Here is a 22909-nt window from a genome sequence, read left to right as displayed (position 1 = left end):
CCGCGGAACATGCGCCGGCCAGTTGCACAGCCCACCGGGGCTTGCGGCCAGCGCGTTGAGCGGCCCCCAACCCAAGCAACCAAACTGCTATGAAAATCGCTCAAGAAATCCGCGCCGGCAACGTCATCATGCACGGCAAGGACCCCATGGTCGTCCTCAAGACCGAATACGCCCGTGGCGGCCGCGGTGCAGCCACCGTGCGCATGAAGCTCAAGAGCCTGATCGGCAACTTCGGCACCGAAAACGTGTTCAAGGCCGACGACAAGATCGACAACGTGATCCTGGACAAGAAGGACTGCACGTACTCCTACTTCGCCGACCCCATGTACGTCTGCATGGACACAGACTACAACCAGTACGAAGTCGAAGCCGAAAACATGGGCGACGCGCTGAACTACCTCGAAGACGGGATGGCCCTCGAAGTGGTGTTCTATGACGGCAAGGCCATCTCGGTCGAACTGCCCACCAGCGTCGAGCGCGAAATCACCTGGACGGAACCTGCCGTCAAGGGCGACACCTCCGGCAAGGTTCTGAAGCCCGCAAAGATCGCCACCGGCTTCGAAGTGCCCGTGCCCCTGTTCGTCTCGCAAGGCGACAAGATCGAAATCGACACCCGCACCGGCGAATACCGCAAGCGCGTTTAAGGTTCTGCAGGCCCACCTGCAAGACCTCCGAAAAAGGCTTCCTCCGGGAAGCCTTTTTTGTTGGTGCCCCTGCACGGCGCGGGCCTTGCGGCCCGATCCACCGCAGGCGCAGCGATTTCTTGCGAGCGTCACAGGCCTCGCGCACAATCATTGCCATGGACCCCACCGCCGACCTCGCCACCGACCTCACCGCACTCCTCCCCCGCTGGCGCATCGATGGGGTCGACATGCTGCCGCCCGGCGATCCTGCGCAGGTCCAGGCGCTGTTTGCCCAACTGGGCCAGCCCGCCACCCCCGAAGTGCTCACCCTGTACGCCACCCTGGGCGGCATGGTCACCATGGACGGCGAGTTCTGGCGCCTGTGGTCGCTGGACGAAGTCAGCCGCGCCAACCAGGGCCCGCCCTCCGAATGGGGCGTGCAGTTTGCAGATTTTCTGACCCACAGCCAGGTGTTTCGCCTGCGCACGGCGGCGGATGGCCGCTCGGAAGTCTTCGCCGGCCCGTTGAGTGCAGACAGCCCCCCCGTGCGGGTAGCGGGCTCGCTCAACGAATTCTTTGCGCTGTACCGCAGCGACCCGGACCAGGTGCTGGCACCACGCTGACCGGCACTCGGACGCGGGCCTCGGACCGCCACAGCTTGCGCCACCGGCGCTCCCTCAGGGAAAAAACTCTTGGGAGAAATTGTCAGTTTCTGATAAAACGCTCTCAAGTTTTACGCCTCGAGGGAGGCCACGTCTTCTCCTTGCAGGTGCATGGCCACGATTGCTCCTTCCGACTCCGCCTGCCTAGCCCGGACCGACGCCCAGGCAAGGTAGCGCATCGCCCTCACGCCCTCCTGCCCCATCACGCCCAGAATCACCAAGCCTATGGAACAAACCACACTCCCAGCCATCGCCGGATCCAACCAGGTTCTCTTCATTCTGGACAATCTGCCCGATTGGCAATCGCTGGCCTCGGTAGCGCCTGCCGGCTCCCAGGTGGTGCGCCTGGATGCCGGCACCGACGCGCTGGCGCAGATGGCCCACTACCTGGAAGGCCGCCAGGGCATCGATGCCATCCACATGGTGACCCATGGCGCGCCCGGTGCGCTGCATCTAGGCACGACCACTGTGACCAACGCCAATCTGGATGTCCACCAAGCGCAATGGGAAGCCATCGGCCGATCTCTGGCTGCGGACGGCGATCTGCTGCTCTACGGCTGCGACGTGGCTGCGGGTGTGGAGGGCCAAGCCTTCGTGCAGGCCCTGTCCGAACTTACGGGCGCCGACGTGGCCGCGTCCACCGACCTGACCGGCAATGCGGCCCAGGGCGGCAACTGGGTGCTGGAAAGCCAGACGGGTGCGGTGCAGGCTTCGGCGGACTGGGCAAAGTACACGCAGTTCTCGTCGGTGCTGGCGGACCAGACCATCAACTTGGCTGGTGCAATTACGGCCGGCTCGCTGGCCAGCGGCGATTTCACCATTGATGGCGTGCGCTTTGTTGTATCAGCGCCCAGCGGCGTTACTGTGACCCAGACCGGGGGTGGCTTGTTGTTAGAGGAGACCGCTGCTGCCGGGGATTTCGTGCTCACCATTACCGACACGGGCGCCAACCCCCAGTTCACCCCCTCCTCCACCTATATCGATCACACCAGCACTGGCGGCCATCCTACCAACGGTGCGTATCTCAGTTTCGCTTATGGAAACGCGAGTACCACCGCAGGATTGAGCCAATTTTCCGGCAATAGCATTGACTTCAAGTTGGGCGGCGCACAGATCGCCAACCAAATCGTAGTCACTGACTTGGAGAATTCGGACCCCGCAATCAAGACGAAGTTTTTCATCAAGGACTTCGTCGTCGATCTCGCCGCCACCAACTCCCCCAGCGACACCACGCCCCCCACCGTCACCAGCATCGTGCGGCAGACACCGGCTGGCGCCACCACCAATGCAGACAGCCTGGTCTACCGCGTCACCTTCAACGAAGGTGTCACCGGAATCGACACCGCCGACTTCGCCGCAACAGGCTCCACGGCCACGGTCACGAACATGGCTTCAGCGGGCAGCAATGCCTACGACGTGACGGTATCCGGAGGCAATCTAGCGGGATACAACGGCACAGTCACCCTAGGCTTTGCCGCTGGCCAGAACATCCTGGACACTGCGGGCAACGCGCTGGCCAGCACCACCCCCACCGGTACCAACAACAACAGCTACACGCTGGACAACACGCCACCCACGCTGGCCATCACCAGCAGCGCGAGCACGCTGAAGGCCGGGCAGACGGCCACCATCACCTTCACCTTCAGCGAAGACCCCGGCGCCACCTTCACCTGGGATGGCTCCACCGGCGACGTGGTGGTCTCAGGCGGCACGCTCGGCGCCATCAGCGGCTCGGGCCTCACGCGCACCGCCACCTTCACCCCCACTGCCAGCACCAACAGCGGCACCGCCAGCATCACGGTGGCGTCGGGCACATATACGGACACGGCAGGCAACAACGGCGGCGCGGGCACCACCCCGTCGATCAACTTCGACACGCTCGCGCCTGCGACCCCGCCCACGCCGGTGCTTAGCGCCGGCAGCGACTCGGGCGCCTCCAATTCCGACCGCATCACCAACATCACAACACCCACCTTCACCGGCACGGCCGAGGCTGGCTCCACCGTCACCCTGTACGACACCGATGGCACCACCGTGCTGGGCTCGGGTGCTGCAACGGGCGGCAACTGGTCCATCACCAGCAGCACCCTCGCAAACGGATCGCATGGCCTTACCGTCAAGGCCAGCGATAGTGCCGGCAATGTCAGCACGGCATCCAGCGGGCTCTCGGTCACCGTCGACACCACCACGCCCACACTGTCGATCACCAGCAGCGCGAGCACGCTGAAGGCCGGGCAGACGGCCACCATCACCTTCACCTTCAGCGAAGACCCCGGCGCCACCTTCACCTGGGATGGCTCCACCGGCGACGTGGTGGTCTCAGGCGGCACGCTCGGCGCCATCAGCGGCTCGGGCCTCACGCGCACCGCCACCTTCACCCCCACTGCCAGCACCAACAGCGGCACCGCCAGCATCACGGTGGCGTCGGGCACATATACGGACACGGCAGGCAACAACGGCGGCGCGGGCACCACCCCGTCGATCAACTTCGACACGCTCGCGCCTGCGACCCCGCCCACGCCGGTGCTTAGCGCCGGCAGCGACTCGGGCGCCTCCAATTCCGACCGCATCACCAACATCACAACACCCACCTTCACCGGCACGGCCGAGGCTGGCTCCACCGTCACCCTGTACGACACCGATGGCACCACCGTGCTGGGCTCGGGTGCTGCAACGGGCGGCAACTGGTCCATCACCAGCAGCACCCTCGCAAACGGATCGCATGGCCTTACCGTCAAGGCCAGCGATAGTGCCGGCAATGTCAGCACGGCATCCAGCGGGCTCTCGGTCACCGTCGACACCACCACGCCCACACTGTCGATCACCAGCAGCGCGAGCACGCTGAAGGCCGGGCAGACGGCCACCATCACCTTCACCTTCAGCGAAGACCCCGGCGCCACCTTCACCTGGGATGGCTCCACCGGCGACGTGGTGGTCTCAGGCGGCACGCTCGGCGCCATCAGCGGCTCGGGCCTCACGCGCACCGCCACCTTCACCCCCACTGCCAGCACCAACAGCGGCACCGCCAGCATCACGGTGGCGTCGGGCACATATACGGACACGGCAGGCAACAACGGCGGCGCGGGCACCACCCCGTCGATCAACTTCGACACGCTCGCGCCTGCGACCCCGCCCACGCCGGTGCTTAGCGCCGGCAGCGACTCGGGCGCCTCCAATTCCGACCGCATCACCAACATCACAACACCCACCTTCACCGGCACGGCCGAGGCTGGCTCCACCGTCACCCTGTACGACACCGATGGCACCACCGTGCTGGGCTCGGGTGCTGCAACGGGCGGCAACTGGTCCATCACCAGCAGCGCACTGGCTGCGGGTGTGCACACCATCAAGGCCACTTCGACAGACACGGCCGGCAATGCAAGCCCGCTGTCTGCCGGCGTGGACGTGACCATCGACACCCATGCACCGGTGTTCGCATCGGCCACGGTCACCGGCAATAAGCTGGTGATGACCTATGTCGAAGCAGGTATGCTGGATACCGCCAACCCGCCTCTGGCGGGCGCCTTCACCGTGCTGGTGGGTGCCACACCCAATGTCGCTACGCTAGTCGCCGTCGACGCTGCGGCCAAGACCATCACGCTGACGCTCACCACCGCGGTCTCCAGCGGCCAGTCGATCACCGTGGCATACGCCGATCCCACCGGGGGCGATGATCTCCAGGCGATCCAGAACACCGTGGGCAACGATGCCGCCACCCTGGCCGCGACGGCAGTGACCAACAGCACGCCCGCACCTGACTCAGGCACCCCGCCGGGCACCCCCATCGACGGCGTGCCCGTCACCACCGAACCCGGCCCCGGCGGCTCGACCATCATCACCATTCCCGTGGTGCTGCCCACCCGGCCCGACACCCCCGGCACACCCTCTCCCCTGGCCGACATCCCGCTGGTCACCTCCCCCAGCGGTACCCCCATCGTCTCGGTGGGCGTGCCCACCGGGGTCGGGCTGCAGGCCGAGGGCCTGACCACCACGACCCTGGGTTCTGCGGCCCTGGCCGAACTCGGCTTCCGCATCGAGCGCATTGCCGGCGACAGCCCCGAGCTGACCAACGCCGGGCAGGTGTTCTATGCCACGCTGGCGCCCAATGAGCCCTTGAGCGTGCAGATCCTGAAGCCCACCATCGGTGCCGGCTACGACGGATCTCAGCCCCTGGTCATCACCGGCAGCAACAACCCGGCCGACGGCAAGCAGGCCGTGATCCTGGATGCCCGCTCCCTGCCTTCTGGCACTGTGATCCAGGTGGACAACATCGAGTTCATCGCCGTGGTGGGCAATGTGCGCCTGATCGGCGGCGCGGGCCAGAACGCGGCCAGCGGCGACAGCGGTGCCCAATGGATCGTGCTCGGCCCCGATGACGACATCATCCATGGCGGTGGCGGCAACGATGTGGTCGGCAGCGAGGCCGGCGATGACCAGGTCTTTGGCGATGCCGGGGACGACATCGTGTTTGGCGGCGCCGGCAATGACCTGCTCTCGGGTGGCACCGGCAGTGACCGCCTGAACGGGGGCACCGGGTTTGACGTGGCGATCCAGGAGGGCACACGCGCCGACTACACCGTGACTCTCGAAGGCGCAGGCATCAAGCTCACGCACACCGCCACCGGTGTCTCCGATTGGCTGGTGGATGTCGAGCAGGTGCGCTTTGCGACGGGCCCAAGCCTCACGGTGGCGCACAGCGCCGCCGAAGAAGCCGGGGCCTATCTGTTCCAGAAGTGGATTGGCCGCGATCTGAACCAGGGCGAAGGGGCCATCATCCAGAGCCTGACGGGCAAGACGGCGCTGGAAGTGGCGACCCTATTCGCCCAAGTGTTCCCCGAGCAGAGTGCGGGCAAGACGCCGGCGCAGTTGCTGGAAGGCATGGGTGCAGCGGGAGCCATCCGCGTGGATGCCGTGCGGGATGTGACCGTGACCGGCGATGCGGGCAACAACACCATCAGCCCCACGCTGGGCCTGGCGCGGTATGTGGATGGAGGGGCAGGCATCGACACCGTGGTCATCCCGGCAACCCTCTCACAGACCTATGTGCAATCGCAGAACAATGGCAGCTTCACCCTGCAGCGCCTGACGGATGGGGCGATGCTGGATGTGACGCGGGTGGAGCGGGTCACGTTCAATGACACCAAGCTGGCCTTGGACCTGAACGGCCATGCGGGCGAAGCGGCCAAGCTGCTGGGTGCCCTGGGCGGGCCGGCTTTGCTGACCAACAAGGGCGTGGTGGGCGAAGTGATCCGCCTGCTGGATGCCGGGGCCACGGGCCAGACCATCGCGGGGCTGGGGCTGCAGCTCTTGGGAGCGAGCACGCCCACGCAGATTGCGCAGACGCTGTGGACCAATGTGGTGGGCCGCGCGGGTACGGATGGGGAGCTCAAGCTGCTGACCGACATCATGGCGGGTGGGGTGTCGGCCAGTGAGCTGACGGTGATGGCGGCGAATCTGGAGATGAACGCGGTGCGGATTGATCTGGTGGGGCTGACGGCCAAGGGGATTGAGTTCGCCTGACGCCAGCCTGGCTTGCATCAAAGGCAGGGCCCTGCCCTGCCCCAGCCCCCCCGGGCTGGCCGGCCCGCAAAGGCCGGCAAATACCCTTACAGCGAAGTTGCAATATGATACAAATCGTGGGCACTGCAGCGATGGCGCTGCAGGTGCTGGGGGCGCAGCTTCTAGGGCCATGATGGCCCGCTCGAGACCCGCGCGACCTCAATCGAATGCATTGCCACCATGAAGTGCTTCCCTATGAAAGTGGCAAACGCGCATGAGCACCGACTGGATTCCCTGTGAACTGACCACTGCCGGCCAGCGCAGCCTTGTTCGATGGATCCACCCGGGCGCCAAGCCGCTGTTCACAGAACCCTTCTTTCGCCAGACCATCGACGCGCTGGTCCAGGCGAACGCCGTGCAGAAGCTCACGCCCCTGGAGGCGCTGGCAGAGGTGGCGCCGGCCAAGGCACCGGCGGGCTTCATCTTCCATGTGTCGCGCTGCGGGTCCACCCTGGTGAGCCGCAGCCTGGCCGGCATACCCCGCCACCGCGTGGTATCGGAGCCTGCGCCCGTGAACCAGTGGCTACTGGCCCATGGCCGGGACCCACAGGCAAAGTGGCCGCAGCTCAAAGGGCTGATACATGCCCTGTGCGGCACGGCAGCCGGTGTGGACTGCTTCATCAAATTCACCAGCTGGAACCTGTTGCACCTGCAGCAACTGCTGGCGCTCTTTCCCGCCACCCCCTGGGTCTTCGTCTACCGGGACCCGGTCGACGTGCTGCAATCCCTGGTGGCGCGGCCGCCGCGCTGGGCGGCCCTCTCGCAACTGGCCCCTGCCCTGGGCGGCCACCAGGCCGATGGCCTTCAAGCGCTGGCGCAGGTTCTGCAGCGCCTGTTTGCCGCCCCGCTGCCGCATTGGAGCGGGCGGGCTCTGGCGATCAACTATGCCCAGTTGCCGGGCGCCATGGCGGACATTGCCGAGCACTTCGGCCTGCGCCTGGACGCAGCGGAGCAGGCAAGCATGGTGCACGTGGCGCAATACGATGCCAAGCAGGCCGGTGAAGTCCCCTTTCGCCCGCGTGAGCGGGCCCCTGTGTCGGATACCATGGCCAGCGCCATGGCGCCATTGAACCTGCTGTGGGATCAATGGGAGGCGATGCGCGCCCCATCGGAGGCACTGCATGCCCACTGAAGCCACGGCACACCGCGCGCCGCTGTCACCCGATGCGCGCGACCAGCGCCTGCTGGAGTTGATCGGGGCGGGCAAGATCGCCGCGCCAGACAACGAAGTGCTGGCAGACATCCACCGGCGCCGGGGCGACCTGGCCGCAGCGGCGGCGGAGTACCGGCGCCTGCATGCCCGAAAGGCCGGAGCGCCTCGCATCGACCTGCTGAACGCCATTTTCAATGGCGGCAATGCGCCAGCACGCCTGCCGCAATCCGATTTTGCGCCTGCCCCGTTCGTGCAGTTCGATGGCTTCTTCGGCCATGCGCTGAACCAGCACCTGCTCGACTACGCGATCTCGCGCCAGGACATCTTCAGGCCGACGGAGCTGCAGGCGGCAGACCAGTACGAAAAGCAGCGCAGCACGCTGGTCACCTACGAGGTGGGCTCCCCGGGCGAGGCGATGCGCGCCGCGGTCAGCGAGCGTCTGCCCCTGCTGTGCGAGCGGCTGGGCATGCCGGTGTTCGACATCGATTTCATCCAGCTCAAGATCGCGGCGTATGCGGCCGGCGACTTCTTCAAGGCCCACCAGGACAACGGGCTCAGCCATACGGGCAGGCGGATCAGTTTCGTCTACTACTTCCACCGCGAGCCCAAGCCCTACCGCGGTGGCGACCTGCTGCTGTACGACAGCCGCTTCGACCCGCGCGCCTATGTGCGCACCCTGTTCACACGCATCGTTCCGCACAACGACAGCATCGTGTTCTTCCCCAGCGAGTATTTCCACGAGGTGCTGCCCGTGGAAACCGCCCCGCAAGACTTCAGCGCCAGCCGTTTCACCATGGCCGGCCATATCGGTTGACAGTGCCACGCCACCGCTTCATCTTCTGCCCCTGCAAGCCATCGGCACCGCTCACGGTGCCATCGCTGCAGCCATCCCTTTTTCTGACCACAAGGCACCGCCATGTCCACCACCCCCGCCACCCGTGAAGTCATCGCCATCGATGCCGGTATCGCAGACTGGGAGACACTGGTTGCCAGCCTGGACCCTGCCATGCCGATCATCCTGCTGCCCGCAGGCGGCAACGGCCTGGAAGCCCTGGCACTGGCGCTGGCCGACTACGGCACGCTGGACGCGCTGCACCTGGTCACCCACGGCTCCGAAGGCCAGCTGCACCTGGGCGAGTTGCGCCTGAACACCGCCAACCTGGGTGAGCAGGCCCCTGCGCTCGCACAGATCGCCAGCCACCTGGCACCGGGTGCGGACCTGCTGCTGTACGGTTGCTCGGTGGCCCAGGGCGAAGGCGGGCAGGCATTCGTCAACAGCCTGTCCAGCGCGCTGCATGGCGCCGATGTCGCAGCGTCCACTGATCGCACTGGCGCGTTGGCGCTGGACGGCGACTGGGACCTGGAGTATTGGGCGGGGCAGATCGAGACGATGCTGCCGTTCGATGCGCAGGACATCGTAGAGTACAGGGCGGCGTTTGTGGGGGATGACACCGGCCTACCCACGGTGTCTTCGATCAACCGCGTCTCCACCGCGATCACCAACGCTACCAGCGTCAATTTCACCGTCAAGTTCTCTGAAAGCGTCAGCGGGGTCGATACTTCAGACTTCTCCCTGACCAAAAGCAATACTGCCAACGGCACTATCTCCAGCGTGACGGGGAGCGGAGACACCTACACCGTGACGGTGAACAGCATCTCCGGTGATGGCACTGTGCGCCTGGACCTCAAGAGTTCAGGGACCGGCATCCAAAACACGGCCGGCAACGCCATCCCCGGCGGCTACACCGCAGGCCAGCTGTACACCATCGACAACACGGGGCCCGCAGTCGGGTCGGTCAATTCCAGCGCTGCCAACGTCACTTACAAGGCGGGCGACACCGTCGGCATTCGGGTCATCTTCAGCGAAACAGTGATCGTCACGGGTACCCCGCAACTGACGCTGGAAACCGGCGCCACCGACCAGGTGGTGAACTACGCAAGCGGCAGCAGCACCAACACCCTGACGTTCAAATACACCGTGCAGGCCGGCGACACCACGGCAGACCTGGACTACCTGGGAATCACGGCATTGGCGTTGAATGGCGGCACCATCAAGGATACGGCAGGCAACGCCAGCACCCTTACGCTGGCGGCGCCCGGCGCGGCCAACTCGCTCGGCAACAACAAAGCCATCGTGATCGACGGCGTGTCCCCCCAGGTCACCAGCGTCAACTCCAGCGCCGCCAACGGCACCTACAAGGAGGGCGACACCGTCAGCCTGCAGGTCAATTTCAGCGAAACCGTCACCGTCACGGGCACGCCCCAACTGACGCTCGAGACCGGCACCACCGACCGTGCAGTGAACTACACCAGTGGCAGCGGCACCAGTGAACTGACCTTCACGTACACCGTGCAGGCCGGCGACACCGCGGCAGACCTGGACTACCTGGGAATCACCGCATTGGCGTTGAATGGCGGCACCATCAAGGATACGGCAGGCAACGCCAGCACCCTTACGCTGGCGGCGCCCGGTGCGGCCAACTCGCTGGGCAACAACAAAGCCATCGTGATAGATACCACCGCGCCCACGGTCGCATCGGTCAATTCCAGCGCCGCCAACGGCACCTACAAGGTGGGCAACACCGTCAGCCTGCAGGTCAACTTCAGCGAGGCCGTCACCGTCACGGGCACGCCCCAGCTGACGCTGGAAACCGGCACCACCGACCGTGCAGTGAACTACACCAGCGGCAGCGGCACCAGTGCACTGACCTTCACGTACACCGTGCAAGCGGGCGACACCACGGCAGACCTGGACTACCTGGGAATCACGGCACTGGCGCTGAATGGCGGCACCATCAAGGATGCGGCGGGCAATGCCAGCACGCTGACGCTGGCGGCACCGGGTGCGGCCAACTCGCTGGGCAACAACAAGGCCCTGGCCATCGACGGCGTGGTGCCGGTGCTGTCCTCCAGCACGCCGCTGGACAATGCTGCCGGCGTCAGCACCACCGCCAACCTCATGCTGACCTTCTCCGAAAACGTGGTGGCAGGAGAAGGCCTGGTGCTGCTCAAGAACGGCGCCGGCACGCTGATCGAGCAGTTCGATGTCACATCCGGCGAGGGCAGCCTGAACGGCAGCCTGAGCATCACCGGCGCTGCGGTCACCATCGATCCCCATGCCGACCTGGCCTACGGCACCGCCTACTACCTGCAGGTGGAGAGCCTGGCCTTCAAGGACGGCGCAGGCAACGCCTTTGCCGGCATCTCCGACGCCGAAGGCCTGAACTTCACCACGGTGGCCGCTCCAGCCCCCGCGCCCGCCCCGGACCCGGCGCCACCTGCGCCGTCACCGGCACCGACCGTGGTGGACGGAACTCCCGTACAGACCAGCACCGTGCAGAACGCGGATGGCTCGACCACGACCACGCAGAGCATTGCACCGGTCAGCAGCGGCCGGCCCGAAAATGCAGGCACGCCCAACCCGCAGCTGGCCGACATACCGCTGGCCACCAGCAATGGTGAGACCCTGCTGCAGATAGGCTTGCCCACGGGGGTGGGCGCCACATCGCAAGGCTCCGAGCCGGCCACCAGCCCTGCGGCGCTGCGCCTGCAGCTCGTCACCGCCGCCGGGGCCGCTGGAGCGGGTGGGCAAGTGGACGCTATCGACAACTACCTGGCCACCGTGCCCAATGCGGGCCAGGTCGTCGTGCGCACCATCACCCTGGCAACCACCCCAGGCATCGCACCGGGCCAGCCCATCGCCATTACCGGTGCCGACGGCACGGGCGAAGGCAGCACCACGCACCCCGACCGCCAGGAAGCCCTGGTGATCGACGCGCGAGGCCTGCCGCCGGGCTCCGTGATCCAGCTGGACAAGGTGGAGTTCGCTCTCATCATCGGAGCCGTCAGGGTCATCGGCGGCGCCGGCCAGAACATCGCCAGCGGCGATGGATCGGCCCAGTGGATCGTGCTCGGCCCCGATGACGACATCATCCATGGCGGTGGCGGCAACGATGTGGTCGGCAGCGAGGCCGGCGATGACCAGGTCTACGGCGATGCCGGGGATGACATCGTGTTTGGCGGGGCGGGCAATGACCTGCTATCCGGTGGCACGGGCAGCGACAAGCTCAATGGCGGTACCGGCTTCGATGTGGCCGTGCAGGAGGGAGCTCGCAGCGACTACACGGTCACCCTGGAGGGTGCCGGTATCAAGCTGACCCATACCGCCACCGGTGTCTCCGACTGGCTGGTGGATGTCGAGCAGGTGCGGTTTGCAACGGGCCCGAGCCTCACGGTGGCGCACAGCGCCGCCGAAGAAGCCGGGGCCTATCTGTTCCAGAAGTGGATTGGGCGCGATCTGAACCAGGGCGAGGGGGCCATCATCCAGAGCCTGACGGGCAAGACGGCGCTGGAAGTGGCGACGCTGTTCGCGCAGGTCTTCCCCGAGCAGAGTGCGGGCAAGACGCCTGCCCAACTGCTGGAAGGCATGGGTGCAGCGGGAGCCGTGCGCGTGGATGCCGTGCGGGATGTGACCGTGACCGGTGATGCAGGCAACAACACCATCACCCCGACCTTGGGCCTGGCGCGGTATGTGGATGGGGGTGCTGGCATCGACACCGTGGTCATCCCTGCAACCCTGGGCCAGACCTATGTGCAATCCCAGAACAATGGCACCTTCACCCTGCAGCGCCTGACCGATGGGGCGATGCTGGATGTGACGCGGGTGGAGCGGGTCACGTTCAATGACACCAAGCTGGCCTTGGACCTGAACGGCCATGCGGGCGAAGCGGCCAAGCTGCTCGGTGCCCTGGGGGGGCCGGCCCTGCTCACCAACAAGGGAGTCGTCGGCGAGGTGATCCGGCTGCTGGATGCGGGGGCCACCAGCCAGACCATCGCGGGGCTGGGGCTGCAGTTGCTGGGAGCGAGCACGCCTACGCAGATTGCGCAGACGCTGTGGACGAATGTGGTGGGCCGGGCGGGCACGGATGGTGAGCTCAAGCTGCTGACCGACATCATGGCTGGGGGGGTGTCGGCCCCCGATCTGGTGGTGATGGCGGGCAACCTGGAGGCCACGGCCGTGCGCATCGACCTGGTGGGCCTCACGGCCAAGGGGATTGAGTTCGCCTGAGTGTCAGATGGTTCCCGCCAGGGTGAGCCACTGTCGCACCTGGCCCGGGTGCGGGCTGCATTGCCCGCGTCCGAACCAGGGGCCCCAGCCGTGCAGGATCTTGCGCGAGAACCAGCCGCCCTCGGTGCTGTAGACCTTGATCGACGCGGCCAGGGTGCCTGTCTTGCCGTCCAGGTAGTCCACCTGCTGGATGCTGATGGGAATCAGCCGGCCCGGCACCGTATCGCGCTGCTGGAACACCTCGAGCAGGTCGCGCGGGTGCGCGACCTTGAAGTGCACCTTGATCGCGTTCTCCGGCCGGCACAGCGCCTCGAACTGCCGGGCCCCGGCGATCTCATCGGCCATGGGGGCCACCAACAGCAGGGGCGTGGCCACGAACCACAGCGCCGCCCGCCATCCAGTGGCCACGGGGATGCGCCTGACCAGCTTGAACACCAATGCCGACGCGACCGCCCCCCAGAACAGGACGACCAGCAAAAACAGAAGGGCGGACATGGGGGCAGCAAGGGGAGGAAGGGCTGAACGAATCTACCACCAGCCCCCAGGGCTTCACCGCCCTTCTGTCACCCCACCCGGCCCGGCCGGCAGTGCCGGCTCATATGTCCATCGCCGGTCGGTGCTCCTCGGGTGGCACAAACTTCCACTGCCCCACCAGCAGCGAGAACACGAAGGCCCCCACCGCAAACAGGCCCAGCACGGCCAGCGCCATGCCCCACTCGCCGCCCAGGGCCCCAAAGGCGCTGGCGCGCACGGCCTTGATGGACCAGGTGAAGGGCAGCCAGGGGCTGATGTCGCGGTAGAAGGCGCTGGTCAGCTCCACCGGCAGCACGCCGCCGGCGGACGACAGCTGCAGCACCATGAGGATCAGGGCGATGGCCTTGCCCACGTCGCCAAAGGCACGCACCAGGGCCAGGATGACGAGCATGAAGGTCAGCGACGTGACCGCCATGGAAAGCGCCAGGCCCAGGGTGTTGACGGCCTGTATGCCCAGCATGAACCAGACCATGAGCAGCACGCAGGCGGTCTGCACCAGGTTGACGCTCCACAGCACCCCGAGCTTGCCCAGCAGCAGCGACACGCGCGAGTAGCCTGCGGCCTCTTCGGGCAGCCGGCGCAGGTGGAAGATGAAGGCCGTCATCACCGCGCCCAGCCACAGTGCGATGGGAATGAAGTTGGGCGCCAGGCCCATGCCGTTGTTCTTGACCGGCGCATCGATCTCGATCTGCGGCTGGACCGAGATCGCCAGGCCGCTGGCCGTGCCCTCCATCCCCGGGCCGACGGTAGGCAGGGCGGCCTCCAGCGTGTCGAGCCCCAGCACCAGTTGCGAAGATCCATCCTTCACCTTCAGCAGGCCTGTGCGCAGCTCGCTGGCGGCGCCCGCCAGCGCCTTGCTGCCGTCCACCAACTGGTCCACCTTGGCGTCGGCCGGCACCTTGGCTGCCAGTGTGGATGCGCCGGCCGAATAGGCGGCAAAGCCGTCCGCCATCTGGGCCACGCCTTGCGACAGGGCCTGCGCGCCCTCGGCCAGTTTGGCCTCGCCCTGGCCGGCCTGCTGCAGGCCGCCACGCAATTGGGTGGCGCCATCGGCCAACTGCCCGGCGGCGCCCGAAACCTTGTCGCCCACGAAGAGGATGGATTTCGACTCGTCGCGCAACTGCCCTGCCCCATCGGCCAGGCGCTGCGCACCGTCTTCCAGCTGCGGCAGGGCCTGCTTGAACTCGCCATGCCCGCTGGCCAGTTGCGCGGCGCCGGTCTTGAGGGTCTGCAGGTCGGCAGGCTCGGGCTTTTTCGCATCGAGCGTGCGGGCCCCCGCGCCCAGTTGCTTGATGCCATCGCCCAGCTGCGCCACGCCGGTGGAGAGGTCTGTTGCGCCCTTGGCCAACTGGGCCGAGCCGCCCTCGGCCTTGCCCGTGCCACTGTGCAGCGCCGCCGCTCCCTCGCGCAGGCGGGCCACGCCCTCGTGCAGGCGCTGCAGGCTGTCGGCCGCCGAAGAGCTGGCGCCCAGCACCACCTCCCAGCGCTTTTCGTTGAGCGACTCGTTGACCTGGTGGCCCAGCTCTTCGGCAAAGCGCTTGGCAAAACCGGCGCCCGCGTAGTTGTTGCCCTCGGACGCAAACACCACCAGCTTGCCCGCCCCCGGCGAGCCCGCCGCCATGGCCCCGGCGCTGAAATCGGCAGGGATGACCAGCGCAAACAAACTCTTGCCCTGGCGCACGGCTCGCCGCGCAGCATCGGGGTCGCCCTCTTCGTAGAAGCCGAACTGCTGCTTGTCCTTCAAGGTCTGCGCCAGGTCCATGCCCAGGTTTACCGCCTGGCCGTTGGCCATGGCACCCCGGTCCAGGTTGACGATGGCGGCCGGCAGGTTGCCGGTGTGGCTGGCAGGGTCCCACACCGATTCGAGGTAGATGAAGGCATAGAACGCCGGTATCACCACCACGCCCAGCAGCGACCAGCGCAGCTTGGGAAAGCGGCGAAACAACCGCGCCTCGAGCATCGAGACGCGCAATGCGTTGCTGAACAGGCGCATGGGCGGCGGGGCGGCTTTTGTCGTGTTGTTGTGTTTTGCACGGCAAGGCGAAACAGGCCCTTGCGGCGTTGCGCTGCAGGCGTCTGGAGTACCTTGCCGTTATGCCCCGGAGTGTGCCTTGAAGTGCGCGGTTTCGCAGATGCTGCGCCCTCGGCGCTACAGCGCAAATGTGTAAAGATTTATGTAGCGAGCGGCAGTGTGGCCAGGGCTTCGCAGCTGTGCACCACCGTAGGGCGCTACGACCTGGCAACCCGTGACCGCAGCGAAACCGGGAAGGGAACTGCCCCACATGCTCCAACGGCCCACGATGGGCGGCAGGCGCTTATTTGGCGGATGAAGCGCCCAGAGCTGCGGGCGCACCTGCGACGCCAGCGGCCCGGATTCTTTCCAGCTGCCTCGCAAACCACTGGGCGCTGGGCTGCACGGTTCCGTTGCACCGGACCTGGTAGGCCTGGCCCGAGGCGCTGCTCGACGAGGCGGCCAGCTCGATGAATTTTTCTGCGCTGGGCAGCGTGCTTCGCTTTTCGATGTATTCCAGCTTGCGCAGCAGATGGGTCTTGGCCTCCGTGGCTGCGTGCCACGAACCATTGCGCTGGAACTCGCAGTTGGAAGCCTGCAGCGCGGCCAACAAGGCATCGATCTCGCCACGCACCGGCGCGGCCGCAGGCGCTGCAAGCGAGATGGCTGCAGCCAGGCCGAACCAAAGACCGATCAAAGTACGTAGCATAGGTATCGCGATTTTTTAGAGGAGTGCGGCCCCGGCTCAATCAATGGCTCGCTCCAGGAATTCGCGCGGAACGCAGAAGGAGTGGCCGCTGTAGCGAGCTTGCTCTTCCAGATCGACCGTGCCTCCAAAGCCCAGCCAGAAATACCCGTAGGCGTCGATGTCTGTCACCTCGGTGATCTGGCCGACGAAGGCCCGCAGCTCCGTTTGCTCGTCCTGCGGGAGGTCGTGCACCAGCCAGTCCGGCAGGCCCAGCAACCGCACCCGGTCACCTGCCTGGATTTCAGCCACGGACATCCGCATCGCTCCCGGCCACGCTTGCGTTTTCAGCCCGGCTCGCCGGGTGGACGCAGGCAGGCGCGGGGGCCATCCATGGGTTCAGATCGGCTGCGCGATCAAATCGTGCCCGCGCACGCCCACGATGCGGGCGCGCGTGAACTCGCCCACCTTCATGGTCTTGCTGATCTTCTCGGGCGGCAGCAGCTGCACCGTGCCGTCGATCTCAGGCGCGTCGGCATACGTGCGGCCCACGCCACCCTTGCGGCCCAGGCCTGGGGCGGAGTCCACCAGCACCTGCATGGTGGCGCCCACGCGGCGCTGCAGGCGGGCGATGGAGACTTCTTCGGCCACGGCCATGAAGCGGGCGCGGCGTTCTTCGCGCACTTCCATGGGCAGCATGCCGGGCAGCTCATTGGCGGCGGCGCCGTTCACGTCGCTGTAGGCAAAGCAGCCGGCACGGTCGATCTGCGCCTCGCGCACGAAGTCCAGCAGATGGGCAAACTCTTCTTCCGTCTCGCCGGGGAAGCCGGCGATGAAGGTGCTGCGGATCACAATCTCGGGGCAGGCCTCGCGCCAGCGCTGGATGCGCTCCAGATTGCGCTCACCGCTGGCGGGGCGCTTCATGCGCTTCAAGACGTCAGGGTGGCTGTGCTGCAGGGGCACGTCCAGATAAGGCAGCACGCGGCCCGTGGCCATGAGAGGAATCACCTCGTCCACGCTCGGGTAGGGGTACACGTAGTGCAGGCGCACCCAGGCACCGTAGGGCTCGGCGATCTCGCCCAGGGCCTGCACCAGCTCGAGCATGCGGGTCTTCACGGGCTTGCCGTCCCAGAAGCCGGTGCGGTACTTCACATCCACGCCGTAGGCCGACGTGTCCTGGCTGATCACCAGCAGCTCCTTCACGCCACCTGCGAACAAGGCCTTGGCCTCGCTGAGCACGTCGCCGATGGGCCGCGACACCAGGTCGCCGCGCATCGAAGGGATGATGCAGAAGGTGCAGCGGTGGTTGCAGCCCTCGCTGATCTTGAGGTAGGCGTAGTGCTTGGGCGTGAGCTTGATGCCCGCCACGCCGAAGTTGCCGGGCACCAGGTCGATGAAGGGGTCGTGCGGCTTGGGCAGGTTCAGGTGGACGGCGTCCATCACCTCCTGCGTGGCATGCGGGCCGGTCACGGCCAGCACGCTGGGGTGCATCTGGCGCACCATGTTGCCGCCATCCTCGCCCGCGCGCGCGCCCAGGCAGCCGGTGACGATGACCTTGCCGTTGGCGGCCAGCGCCTCGCCAATGGTGTCCAGGCTCTCGCGCACGGCATCGTCGATGAAGCCGCAGGTGTTGACGATGACGAGGTCGGCCCCCTCAAAGGTCTTGGAGGTCTCGTAACCCTCGGCGCTCAACTGCGTCAGGATCAGTTCGGAATCCGTGAGGGCCTTGGGGCAGCCAAGGCTCACAAAGCCGACTTTGGGTGTTTTCGTGGGGGACAGTACTTCGCTCATATCCCCGTATTGTCCCAGTTCCGGGGGCAAAGGGGTATGGAGGGGGCTCTCCAGGCGTTGCACGCGGGCCCAAGGCGCCACGATGCCCGGATTTTGTCCACCCCAATACTGCGCTGCGTGCCCAGAAGCAAAACCACGATTGATCTCTCCTCGCGAGCTCATTGCCCACCCGCTTGGGCATGTGCTGAAGGGAGGCTGTCGCACTCCTTGGTCTCATCAATCGATGAATTTTTCCCAAAGATTTCAGGCTCAAGACCTATTTCAGCATCTGCTGAAATCAGCGGGAAAAGTGAAATCATGGGCTATATTTCAATAAATGTGGTATTTTCAGCGCATGCTGAAAGATGCACTTCCAATGAAACAAGGAGAAACTCGTGCGGGTGAGGCATTGCGCCAGCTGCTTGAGAACATCCCGATTCTTCAGATCGAAAGCATAGAAGCGCAAGCTGTGGCTGGCGACTGGAGGCCAGACCTGATCGCCCGGCTGCTCGTGGACGGAAGGCAGCACTTGCTCGTCTGCGAGTACAAGTCGAATGGACAACCCCGGTACGCCCGGTCCGCGTTGCTGGAACTGCGGAACTACGTGGCGCAAACAGCTTCCCAGGCGACACCCATCTTCATCGCGCCTTACATTTCACCTGCGGTAAGGCAGCTGTGCGAAGAGAAAGGCGTGGGCTATCTCGACCTGGAGGGCAACGCACGCATCGCCTTTGGCAGCGTTTTCATCGAGCGCATGGTGGCAGAAAAGCCAGCGGCCGAGCAACGCGAACTCAAATCGCTGTTCAGACCGAAGTCAGCGCAGGTGCTGCGCACCATGCTGCGCGAGCCCGCCCGTGCATGGCGTGTCACCGAGTTGTCGGAAATCTCTAAGGTCAGCCTGGGACACGTCAGCAACGTACGCACCGGTCTGATTGATCGCGAATGGGCGCGCGCCTCGGACGATGGCCTCGTACTCTCAGCGCCCGATGCACTGCTGGACGCATGGCGGGAGAGCTACACCTCGCCACCAGGTGAACGGCTGCACTTCTACACGCCATTGCATGGCAGCACGCTAGAAGATGCAGCGCGCGGCGCACTTAGCATCGACGACGGTACCGGACGTGCCGCTTTCGCATCGTTCTCGGCAGCGCAGTGGCTTGCTCCTTACGGGCGCACCGGAACACACTATTTCTTCGCCGACGAGGATGGCCTGCGCAAACTCAAAGCAGCGCTAAAGCTCGCACCCGCATCGAAGGGGGAGAACGTGGCCGTCATCGTGCCAAAGGACCTAGAACTGCTTGCCGACACCGTTGAACCCGCGCCTGGCGCAGTGTGCACGAGCCCGGTTCAGACCTACCTCGATCTATCCATTGCCGGCGAACGCGGCGCAGAGGCCGCCGATCACTTGCGCCGAGAAAGGCTTTCATGGCCCAGATAACACCACCCCAGGAACCACAGTCGGCCGCAGAGTACGACGACCGCACAACTGCGGCCGTGAAGTCCGTCCTGATCGAAATCGGTCAGATCCTTGGCAGCTTCAAGGGTAAGTTCGCCATCATCGGCGGCGCGGTGCCCTGGCTGCTGCTGGCCAACGAGGACATGCCACACGTCGGCACGCTCGATGTGGACGTCGGGCTGAATGCAGAAGCACTCGGAGACGGTGAATACGCAAGCTTGATCGGCGCTCTCCAGGGCCATGGATATTCCCAGCGTGAGGGGCTTCGGCGCTTCCAACTGGTTCGCCAAGTGCCCGCGCGCGATGGTGGCGAGGCGATCAATGTCGTGGTCGATTTCTTGATGCCGCGCGACGCGGCAATCGTCAAAAACGATCCGCCTTTGATCAGCGACTTCGCGGTGCAGCGGGCGGACGGCGCCGACCTGGCCATGCGGTTCTACCAGTTGGTAGCGGTAGCTGGCCCAATGCCGGACGGAGGGACAAACCGCGTGGAGATAGCGGTGTGCTCCATCCCCGCACTGCTTGCGATGAAGGGCCACGCGCTGGCGGGCCGCTACAAGCAGAAAGACGCCTACGACATCTACTACTGTGTGCGCAACTACCCCGGAGGAATTGAGGCGCTGGCACAGGAATGCCGCCCACTGCTGAGACATGCGAGCGGCGAACGCGGCTTCCTGCACATCGCCAACAAGTTCGACACCTTCGAAGGGCACGGGCCCACGTGCGTGAGGCGTTTCGTCCAAGACACGCACGCGCTGGGTGATCGCACGCCAGACCAGTGGCAGCAGGATGCGTTCGGACAGATCGACGCACTGTTGCGCGCCATGGCATTGAGGGGTTGAATCGGCCACCATGGACTACGCACAACTTCGTAACCTGCTGGAGCCACTGGTTACTGGGCTGAAGGATGCTGGTACGCACACCATGCTGCCGACGCTTTGCGAAGAATTGGGACTGCCTGCTCCTGCGGCTGATGGCTCCAAGCGAGAGCGCATCACGGCCAGCTTCGACGCGGCGACGGACAGAGACCTGCCCGGCATTGCCTGCAAGCTGCTGATACGCCACCCGCCCACCTCAGCATTGCGCAACCAGATCCAGGACATTCTCTGGAGTGAAAGTGCATGCCCACCCATCCCCAAACGGTACCGGCGTGAAGTCGCACGCAGGCTCAACAGCGAAGACCTGTATATCGATGCTCGCAGGTTTGATGACTTGCTGGAACGCTTGTGGATTTTGGATACTGATGACTGGATGGGCTTGCTGAGCGGGAAGCCCGCGGGGTTGCGAGCCGAAATTCAGCAGCATGTCCATCGCGACCCAGAGGATTGGCCAGCCGAAATTCTGTTCGACCAGTTGGGTGCCTTTGACGCATCGGACCGGCGCTTTGCGCTGTTCCTGGAGGAGCTGGCTTCGGCTGAGGTGCGACCTGACGAGGCAGCACAAAGGCACTTCATTGCTTGCATCAACGAATCGCTGCGCGGTTGCGGTGTTGAGCTGCGCGAGACGGACTCCAAAGGGGGTTATCCAGTCTTCTCATTGGTCTCGCTGCATATGGCGGTCAAAGGCCGGCCGAAGAACCTCATCTTCGCTTCGCCCGAAAAGCCCGACTTGCGCTTTAGTGATGCGCTGGATAATGATGTCGAGATCGTCACCAATGCGGACAAAGTCCTTGTCTATGACCGGTCCATCGGCAACGATGGTCTGCGCTGGAACGACCTGCAACAGTGGTGGAGCGAGGTCGAGCACATCGCTGATGCTACGCAGGCCAAACGCTCGCTGTATGCGCGTCTCAAGGCCAGCCTGCCTCAAAATTCCCCACCGCAAACACTGCTGCTCGACGCTTTCTTCGAGGGGTTTCGCAGTGCGGTGCCTACCCTGCCGGCGCTGCTACCGGAAGTCTGGCTGCACTGGGATCCTCGCACGGTCAGAGAGCGAGGGCCAGACGCGCTTTTGAGGTTTCGAATGGACTTCTTGCTCCTGTTGCCACAGGGTGTTCGAGTTGTCATCGAGGTCGATGGCAAGCACCACTATGCAGACACCACCGGCAGTGCCGATGTGCAGCGCTATGCCCAGATGGTCCGGGCCGATCGCGAACTCAAACTTACCGGCTATGAAGTCTTTCGCTTCGGGGCAGCAGAACTGCAGTTGCCGTCTGCGAAGGCCGATGTAAAAGCATTCTTCGAAGCCCTGTTCAAGCGCTACGGTGTACCAACCCATTGAACATGGCAAAGAGCAGGGGCAAAACAAGACGAAGCCTCGTTCGGAGCTCCCACACGAGCAAAGAACCAGCACTGTGCTACCCACTCACCTCCACCCGCACCACATGCTCCCGCTCGATGTAGCAGGTGAAATGGCGCCGCGCCGCCACACCCTGCAGGCACTCGAACGACAGGTCCCAGGGCTTGAGTTCGTCGCCGTCGGCGGGGATGGACAGGGCCACCCACGCGAAAGCCTCACGCCAGTCGGCCGGAAAGGGCTTGCGCAGCCACTGTTCGTACTCGCCGACCAGCAGGTCGGCACCCTTCTCGAACGCCGCATCGGGGTGGCTGGTGTAGCGCTCGAAGAACGCCACCTGCGCGGGCCCCGGCTCGGTCCCGCCGGGGGCCTCGATGGCCAGGCTGAAGGGACGGCCCAGGAGTTCGGTTTCGCCCTCCCAATAGGCACTGAGCTTGGCTGGCATGAGCCGAAGCTGGCCGAACACAGGGTGGGTGATTCTGCGGTCTCCCCCACCCAATGAGAACAGGCGCCGCAGGAAGCCCATGGCGTGCTCCGGCCCGTATCAGCGCTTGAGGCCGAAGGCCCCCAGCATCTGCTCCGTCTGCTTTTGCATCTGCTCCTGCATCTGCGTGAGCATGGACTGGGACTGCTCGACGTAGTTGCCCATCATGCCCTTGAGCATGGGCGACTGCAGGTTCATGAACTGGGCCCACATCTCGGGCGTGACGCTTTGCGACTGCTCGGCCAGCTTGGCTTGCACGTCGGTGAAGGCCTGCACGTTCTTTTCGAGGTAGGCGCCCATGAAGCCCTGCATGGCATGGCCGTAGAAGCGGATGATGTTGGCCAGCACGGCCTCGGTGAACATGGGGGCGCCGCCGGCCTCTTCTTCCAGGATGATCTGCAGCAGAATGCTGCGCGTGAGGTCCTCGCCCGTCTTGGCGTCGCGCACCACCACGGTGTGGTGGGCCATCACCAACTCGCGCACTTCGGACAGCGTGATGTAGGTGGAGGTGTCGGTGTCGTACAGGCGGCGATTGGGGTACTTCTTGATCACGCGCGGTGCAGACTTGCTGGTGGCAGATGCGGCTGCGGTGGCTCCAGCGGGGGCGCTGCTCTTCTTGTCGGGCACTACGGACTCCTCGGGCGCACAGGCCCATCATGGGTGGTATCT

General features: G+C 65.2%; 17 protein-coding genes. 9 read left to right on the top strand and 8 right to left on the bottom strand.

Annotated elements, in window-relative coordinates; all coding sequences use genetic code 11:
• The first annotated feature begins 89 nt into the window (after positions 1-89).
• The 6 genes from efp (at position 90) to ACSQ3Y_RS13660 (ending at position 13065) form a co-directional block, all read left to right on the top strand.
• Positions 90-644: an elongation factor P gene (gene efp, locus ACSQ3Y_RS13685; RefSeq protein WP_007852467.1), complete on the top strand. Its 555-nt coding sequence runs from the start codon at positions 90-92 to the stop codon at positions 642-644.
• Positions 645-799: 155 nt separating this feature from the next.
• Positions 800-1246, top strand: coding sequence for a hypothetical protein (locus ACSQ3Y_RS13680; RefSeq protein ID WP_436177648.1), 447 nt, complete (start codon positions 800-802; stop codon positions 1244-1246).
• Positions 1247-1510: 264 nt separating this feature from the next.
• A complete protein-coding gene (locus ACSQ3Y_RS13675; RefSeq protein WP_436177647.1) occupies positions 1511-6805 on the top strand; it encodes an Ig-like domain-containing protein in 5295 nt (1764 codons plus the stop codon).
• Positions 6806-7058: 253 nt separating this feature from the next.
• Positions 7059-7976, top strand: a complete 918-nt coding sequence (locus ACSQ3Y_RS13670; protein WP_436177646.1) for a sulfotransferase — start codon at positions 7059-7061, stop codon at positions 7974-7976.
• Positions 7966-8811, top strand: a complete 846-nt coding sequence (locus tag ACSQ3Y_RS13665; RefSeq protein ID WP_057269347.1) for a 2OG-Fe(II) oxygenase — start codon at positions 7966-7968, stop codon at positions 8809-8811. Before ACSQ3Y_RS13670 ends, ACSQ3Y_RS13665 begins: the two co-directional genes overlap by 11 nt.
• A gap of 102 nt (positions 8812-8913) precedes the next feature.
• Positions 8914-13065, top strand: coding sequence for a DUF4347 domain-containing protein (locus ACSQ3Y_RS13660; protein ID WP_436177645.1), 4152 nt, complete (start codon positions 8914-8916; stop codon positions 13063-13065).
• 3 nt (positions 13066-13068) lie between these two features.
• Here the strand turns inward: ACSQ3Y_RS13660 and ACSQ3Y_RS13655 are convergent, their stop codons facing one another.
• The 6 genes from ACSQ3Y_RS13655 to ACSQ3Y_RS13630 all read right to left on the bottom strand — a co-directional run bounded on the left by ACSQ3Y_RS13655 (position 13069) and on the right by ACSQ3Y_RS13630 (position 18385).
• Entirely contained in the window at positions 13069-13560 is a 492-nt protein-coding gene (locus tag ACSQ3Y_RS13655) for a hypothetical protein (RefSeq protein ID WP_428001458.1), read from the bottom strand.
• A gap of 100 nt (positions 13561-13660) precedes the next feature.
• Entirely contained in the window at positions 13661-15592 is a 1932-nt protein-coding gene (locus ACSQ3Y_RS13650; RefSeq protein ID WP_436177644.1) for a YhgE/Pip family protein, read from the bottom strand.
• Positions 15593-15914: 322 nt separating this feature from the next.
• Positions 15915-16319: a DUF5329 family protein gene (locus tag ACSQ3Y_RS13645; protein ID WP_436177643.1), complete on the bottom strand. Its 405-nt coding sequence runs from the start codon at positions 16317-16319 to the stop codon at positions 15915-15917.
• A 36-nt stretch (positions 16320-16355) separates the two neighbouring features.
• The gene (locus ACSQ3Y_RS13640; protein WP_057264530.1) at positions 16356-16613 is read right to left on the bottom strand and encodes a hypothetical protein; all 258 of its coding nucleotides are present in this window, start codon (positions 16611-16613) and stop codon (positions 16356-16358) included.
• Positions 16614-16694: 81 nt separating this feature from the next.
• Positions 16695-18086 (bottom strand): 30S ribosomal protein S12 methylthiotransferase RimO, encoded by a 1392-nt coding sequence (rimO, locus tag ACSQ3Y_RS13635; RefSeq protein WP_436177642.1) that lies wholly within the window; start codon positions 18084-18086, stop codon positions 16695-16697.
• A gap of 158 nt (positions 18087-18244) precedes the next feature.
• On the bottom strand, positions 18245-18385 hold the full coding sequence (locus ACSQ3Y_RS13630) for a hypothetical protein (protein WP_436177641.1): 141 nt from the start codon (positions 18383-18385) through the stop codon (positions 18245-18247).
• 35 nt (positions 18386-18420) lie between these two features.
• On the opposite strand from ACSQ3Y_RS13630, the gene ACSQ3Y_RS13625 reads away from it, so the two are divergent.
• Genes ACSQ3Y_RS13625 through ACSQ3Y_RS13615 form a run of 3 tightly spaced genes read left to right on the top strand, consistent with a single transcriptional unit; the run spans position 18421 to position 21741 of the window.
• Complete coding sequence (locus ACSQ3Y_RS13625; RefSeq protein ID WP_436177640.1) at positions 18421-19503, top strand: hypothetical protein; 1083 nt, start codon at positions 18421-18423, stop codon at positions 19501-19503.
• Positions 19491-20363 (top strand): hypothetical protein, encoded by an 873-nt coding sequence (locus ACSQ3Y_RS13620; RefSeq protein ID WP_436177639.1) that lies wholly within the window; start codon positions 19491-19493, stop codon positions 20361-20363. Before ACSQ3Y_RS13625 ends, ACSQ3Y_RS13620 begins: the two co-directional genes overlap by 13 nt.
• Before the next feature lie 10 nt (positions 20364-20373).
• A complete protein-coding gene (locus tag ACSQ3Y_RS13615) occupies positions 20374-21741 on the top strand; it encodes a hypothetical protein (protein ID WP_436177638.1) in 1368 nt (455 codons plus the stop codon).
• Between the two features lie 76 nt (positions 21742-21817).
• Here the strand turns inward: ACSQ3Y_RS13615 and ACSQ3Y_RS13610 are convergent, their stop codons facing one another.
• Together ACSQ3Y_RS13610 and phaR are read right to left on the bottom strand one after the other, a co-directional pair.
• A complete protein-coding gene (locus tag ACSQ3Y_RS13610; RefSeq protein WP_436177637.1) occupies positions 21818-22282 on the bottom strand; it encodes a hypothetical protein in 465 nt (154 codons plus the stop codon).
• A gap of 18 nt (positions 22283-22300) precedes the next feature.
• Entirely contained in the window at positions 22301-22867 is a 567-nt protein-coding gene (phaR, locus tag ACSQ3Y_RS13605) for a polyhydroxyalkanoate synthesis repressor PhaR (RefSeq protein ID WP_057264517.1), read from the bottom strand.
• Positions 22868-22909: the final 42 nt, after the last annotated feature.

Origin of the sequence: Acidovorax sp. LjRoot66, assembly GCF_964253305.1 — a bacterium.
In the GTDB taxonomy this organism is placed as follows: Bacteria; Pseudomonadota; Gammaproteobacteria; order Burkholderiales; family Burkholderiaceae_C; genus Acidovorax.
Note: the sequence above shows the minus strand (reverse complement) of the source record. Positions and strands in the feature narration are given on the sequence as shown.

Bases quoted from the DNA above. Each gene is read 5' to 3' on its own strand.
- ACSQ3Y_RS13645 (WP_436177643.1), bottom strand. From the start codon at position 16,319: ATGCTACGTACTTTGATCGGTCTTTGGTTCGGCCTGGCTGCAGCCATC.
- ACSQ3Y_RS13670 (WP_436177646.1), top strand. From the start codon at position 7,059: ATGAGCACCGACTGGATTCCCTGTGAACTGACCACTGCCGGCCAGCGC.
- ACSQ3Y_RS13660 (WP_436177645.1), top strand. From the start codon at position 8,914: ATGTCCACCACCCCCGCCACCCGTGAAGTCATCGCCATCGATGCCGGT.
- ACSQ3Y_RS13665 (WP_057269347.1), top strand. From the start codon at position 7,966: ATGCCCACTGAAGCCACGGCACACCGCGCGCCGCTGTCACCCGATGCG.
- ACSQ3Y_RS13620 (WP_436177639.1), top strand. From the start codon at position 19,491: ATGGCCCAGATAACACCACCCCAGGAACCACAGTCGGCCGCAGAGTAC.
- ACSQ3Y_RS13650 (WP_436177644.1), bottom strand. From the start codon at position 15,592: ATGCGCCTGTTCAGCAACGCATTGCGCGTCTCGATGCTCGAGGCGCGG.
- ACSQ3Y_RS13625 (WP_436177640.1), top strand. From the start codon at position 18,421: ATGCTGAAAGATGCACTTCCAATGAAACAAGGAGAAACTCGTGCGGGT.
- ACSQ3Y_RS13615 (WP_436177638.1), top strand. From the start codon at position 20,374: ATGGACTACGCACAACTTCGTAACCTGCTGGAGCCACTGGTTACTGGG.
- ACSQ3Y_RS13655 (WP_428001458.1), bottom strand. From the start codon at position 13,560: ATGTCCGCCCTTCTGTTTTTGCTGGTCGTCCTGTTCTGGGGGGCGGTC.
- ACSQ3Y_RS13610 (WP_436177637.1), bottom strand. From the start codon at position 22,282: ATGGGCTTCCTGCGGCGCCTGTTCTCATTGGGTGGGGGAGACCGCAGA.
- ACSQ3Y_RS13680 (WP_436177648.1), top strand. From the start codon at position 800: ATGGACCCCACCGCCGACCTCGCCACCGACCTCACCGCACTCCTCCCC.
- ACSQ3Y_RS13630 (WP_436177641.1), bottom strand. From the start codon at position 18,385: ATGATTTCACTTTTCCCGCTGATTTCAGCAGATGCTGAAATAGGTCTT.
- ACSQ3Y_RS13640 (WP_057264530.1), bottom strand. From the start codon at position 16,613: ATGTCCGTGGCTGAAATCCAGGCAGGTGACCGGGTGCGGTTGCTGGGC.
- efp (WP_007852467.1), top strand. From the start codon at position 90: ATGAAAATCGCTCAAGAAATCCGCGCCGGCAACGTCATCATGCACGGC.
- rimO (WP_436177642.1), bottom strand. From the start codon at position 18,086: ATGAGCGAAGTACTGTCCCCCACGAAAACACCCAAAGTCGGCTTTGTG.
- ACSQ3Y_RS13675 (WP_436177647.1), top strand. From the start codon at position 1,511: ATGGAACAAACCACACTCCCAGCCATCGCCGGATCCAACCAGGTTCTC.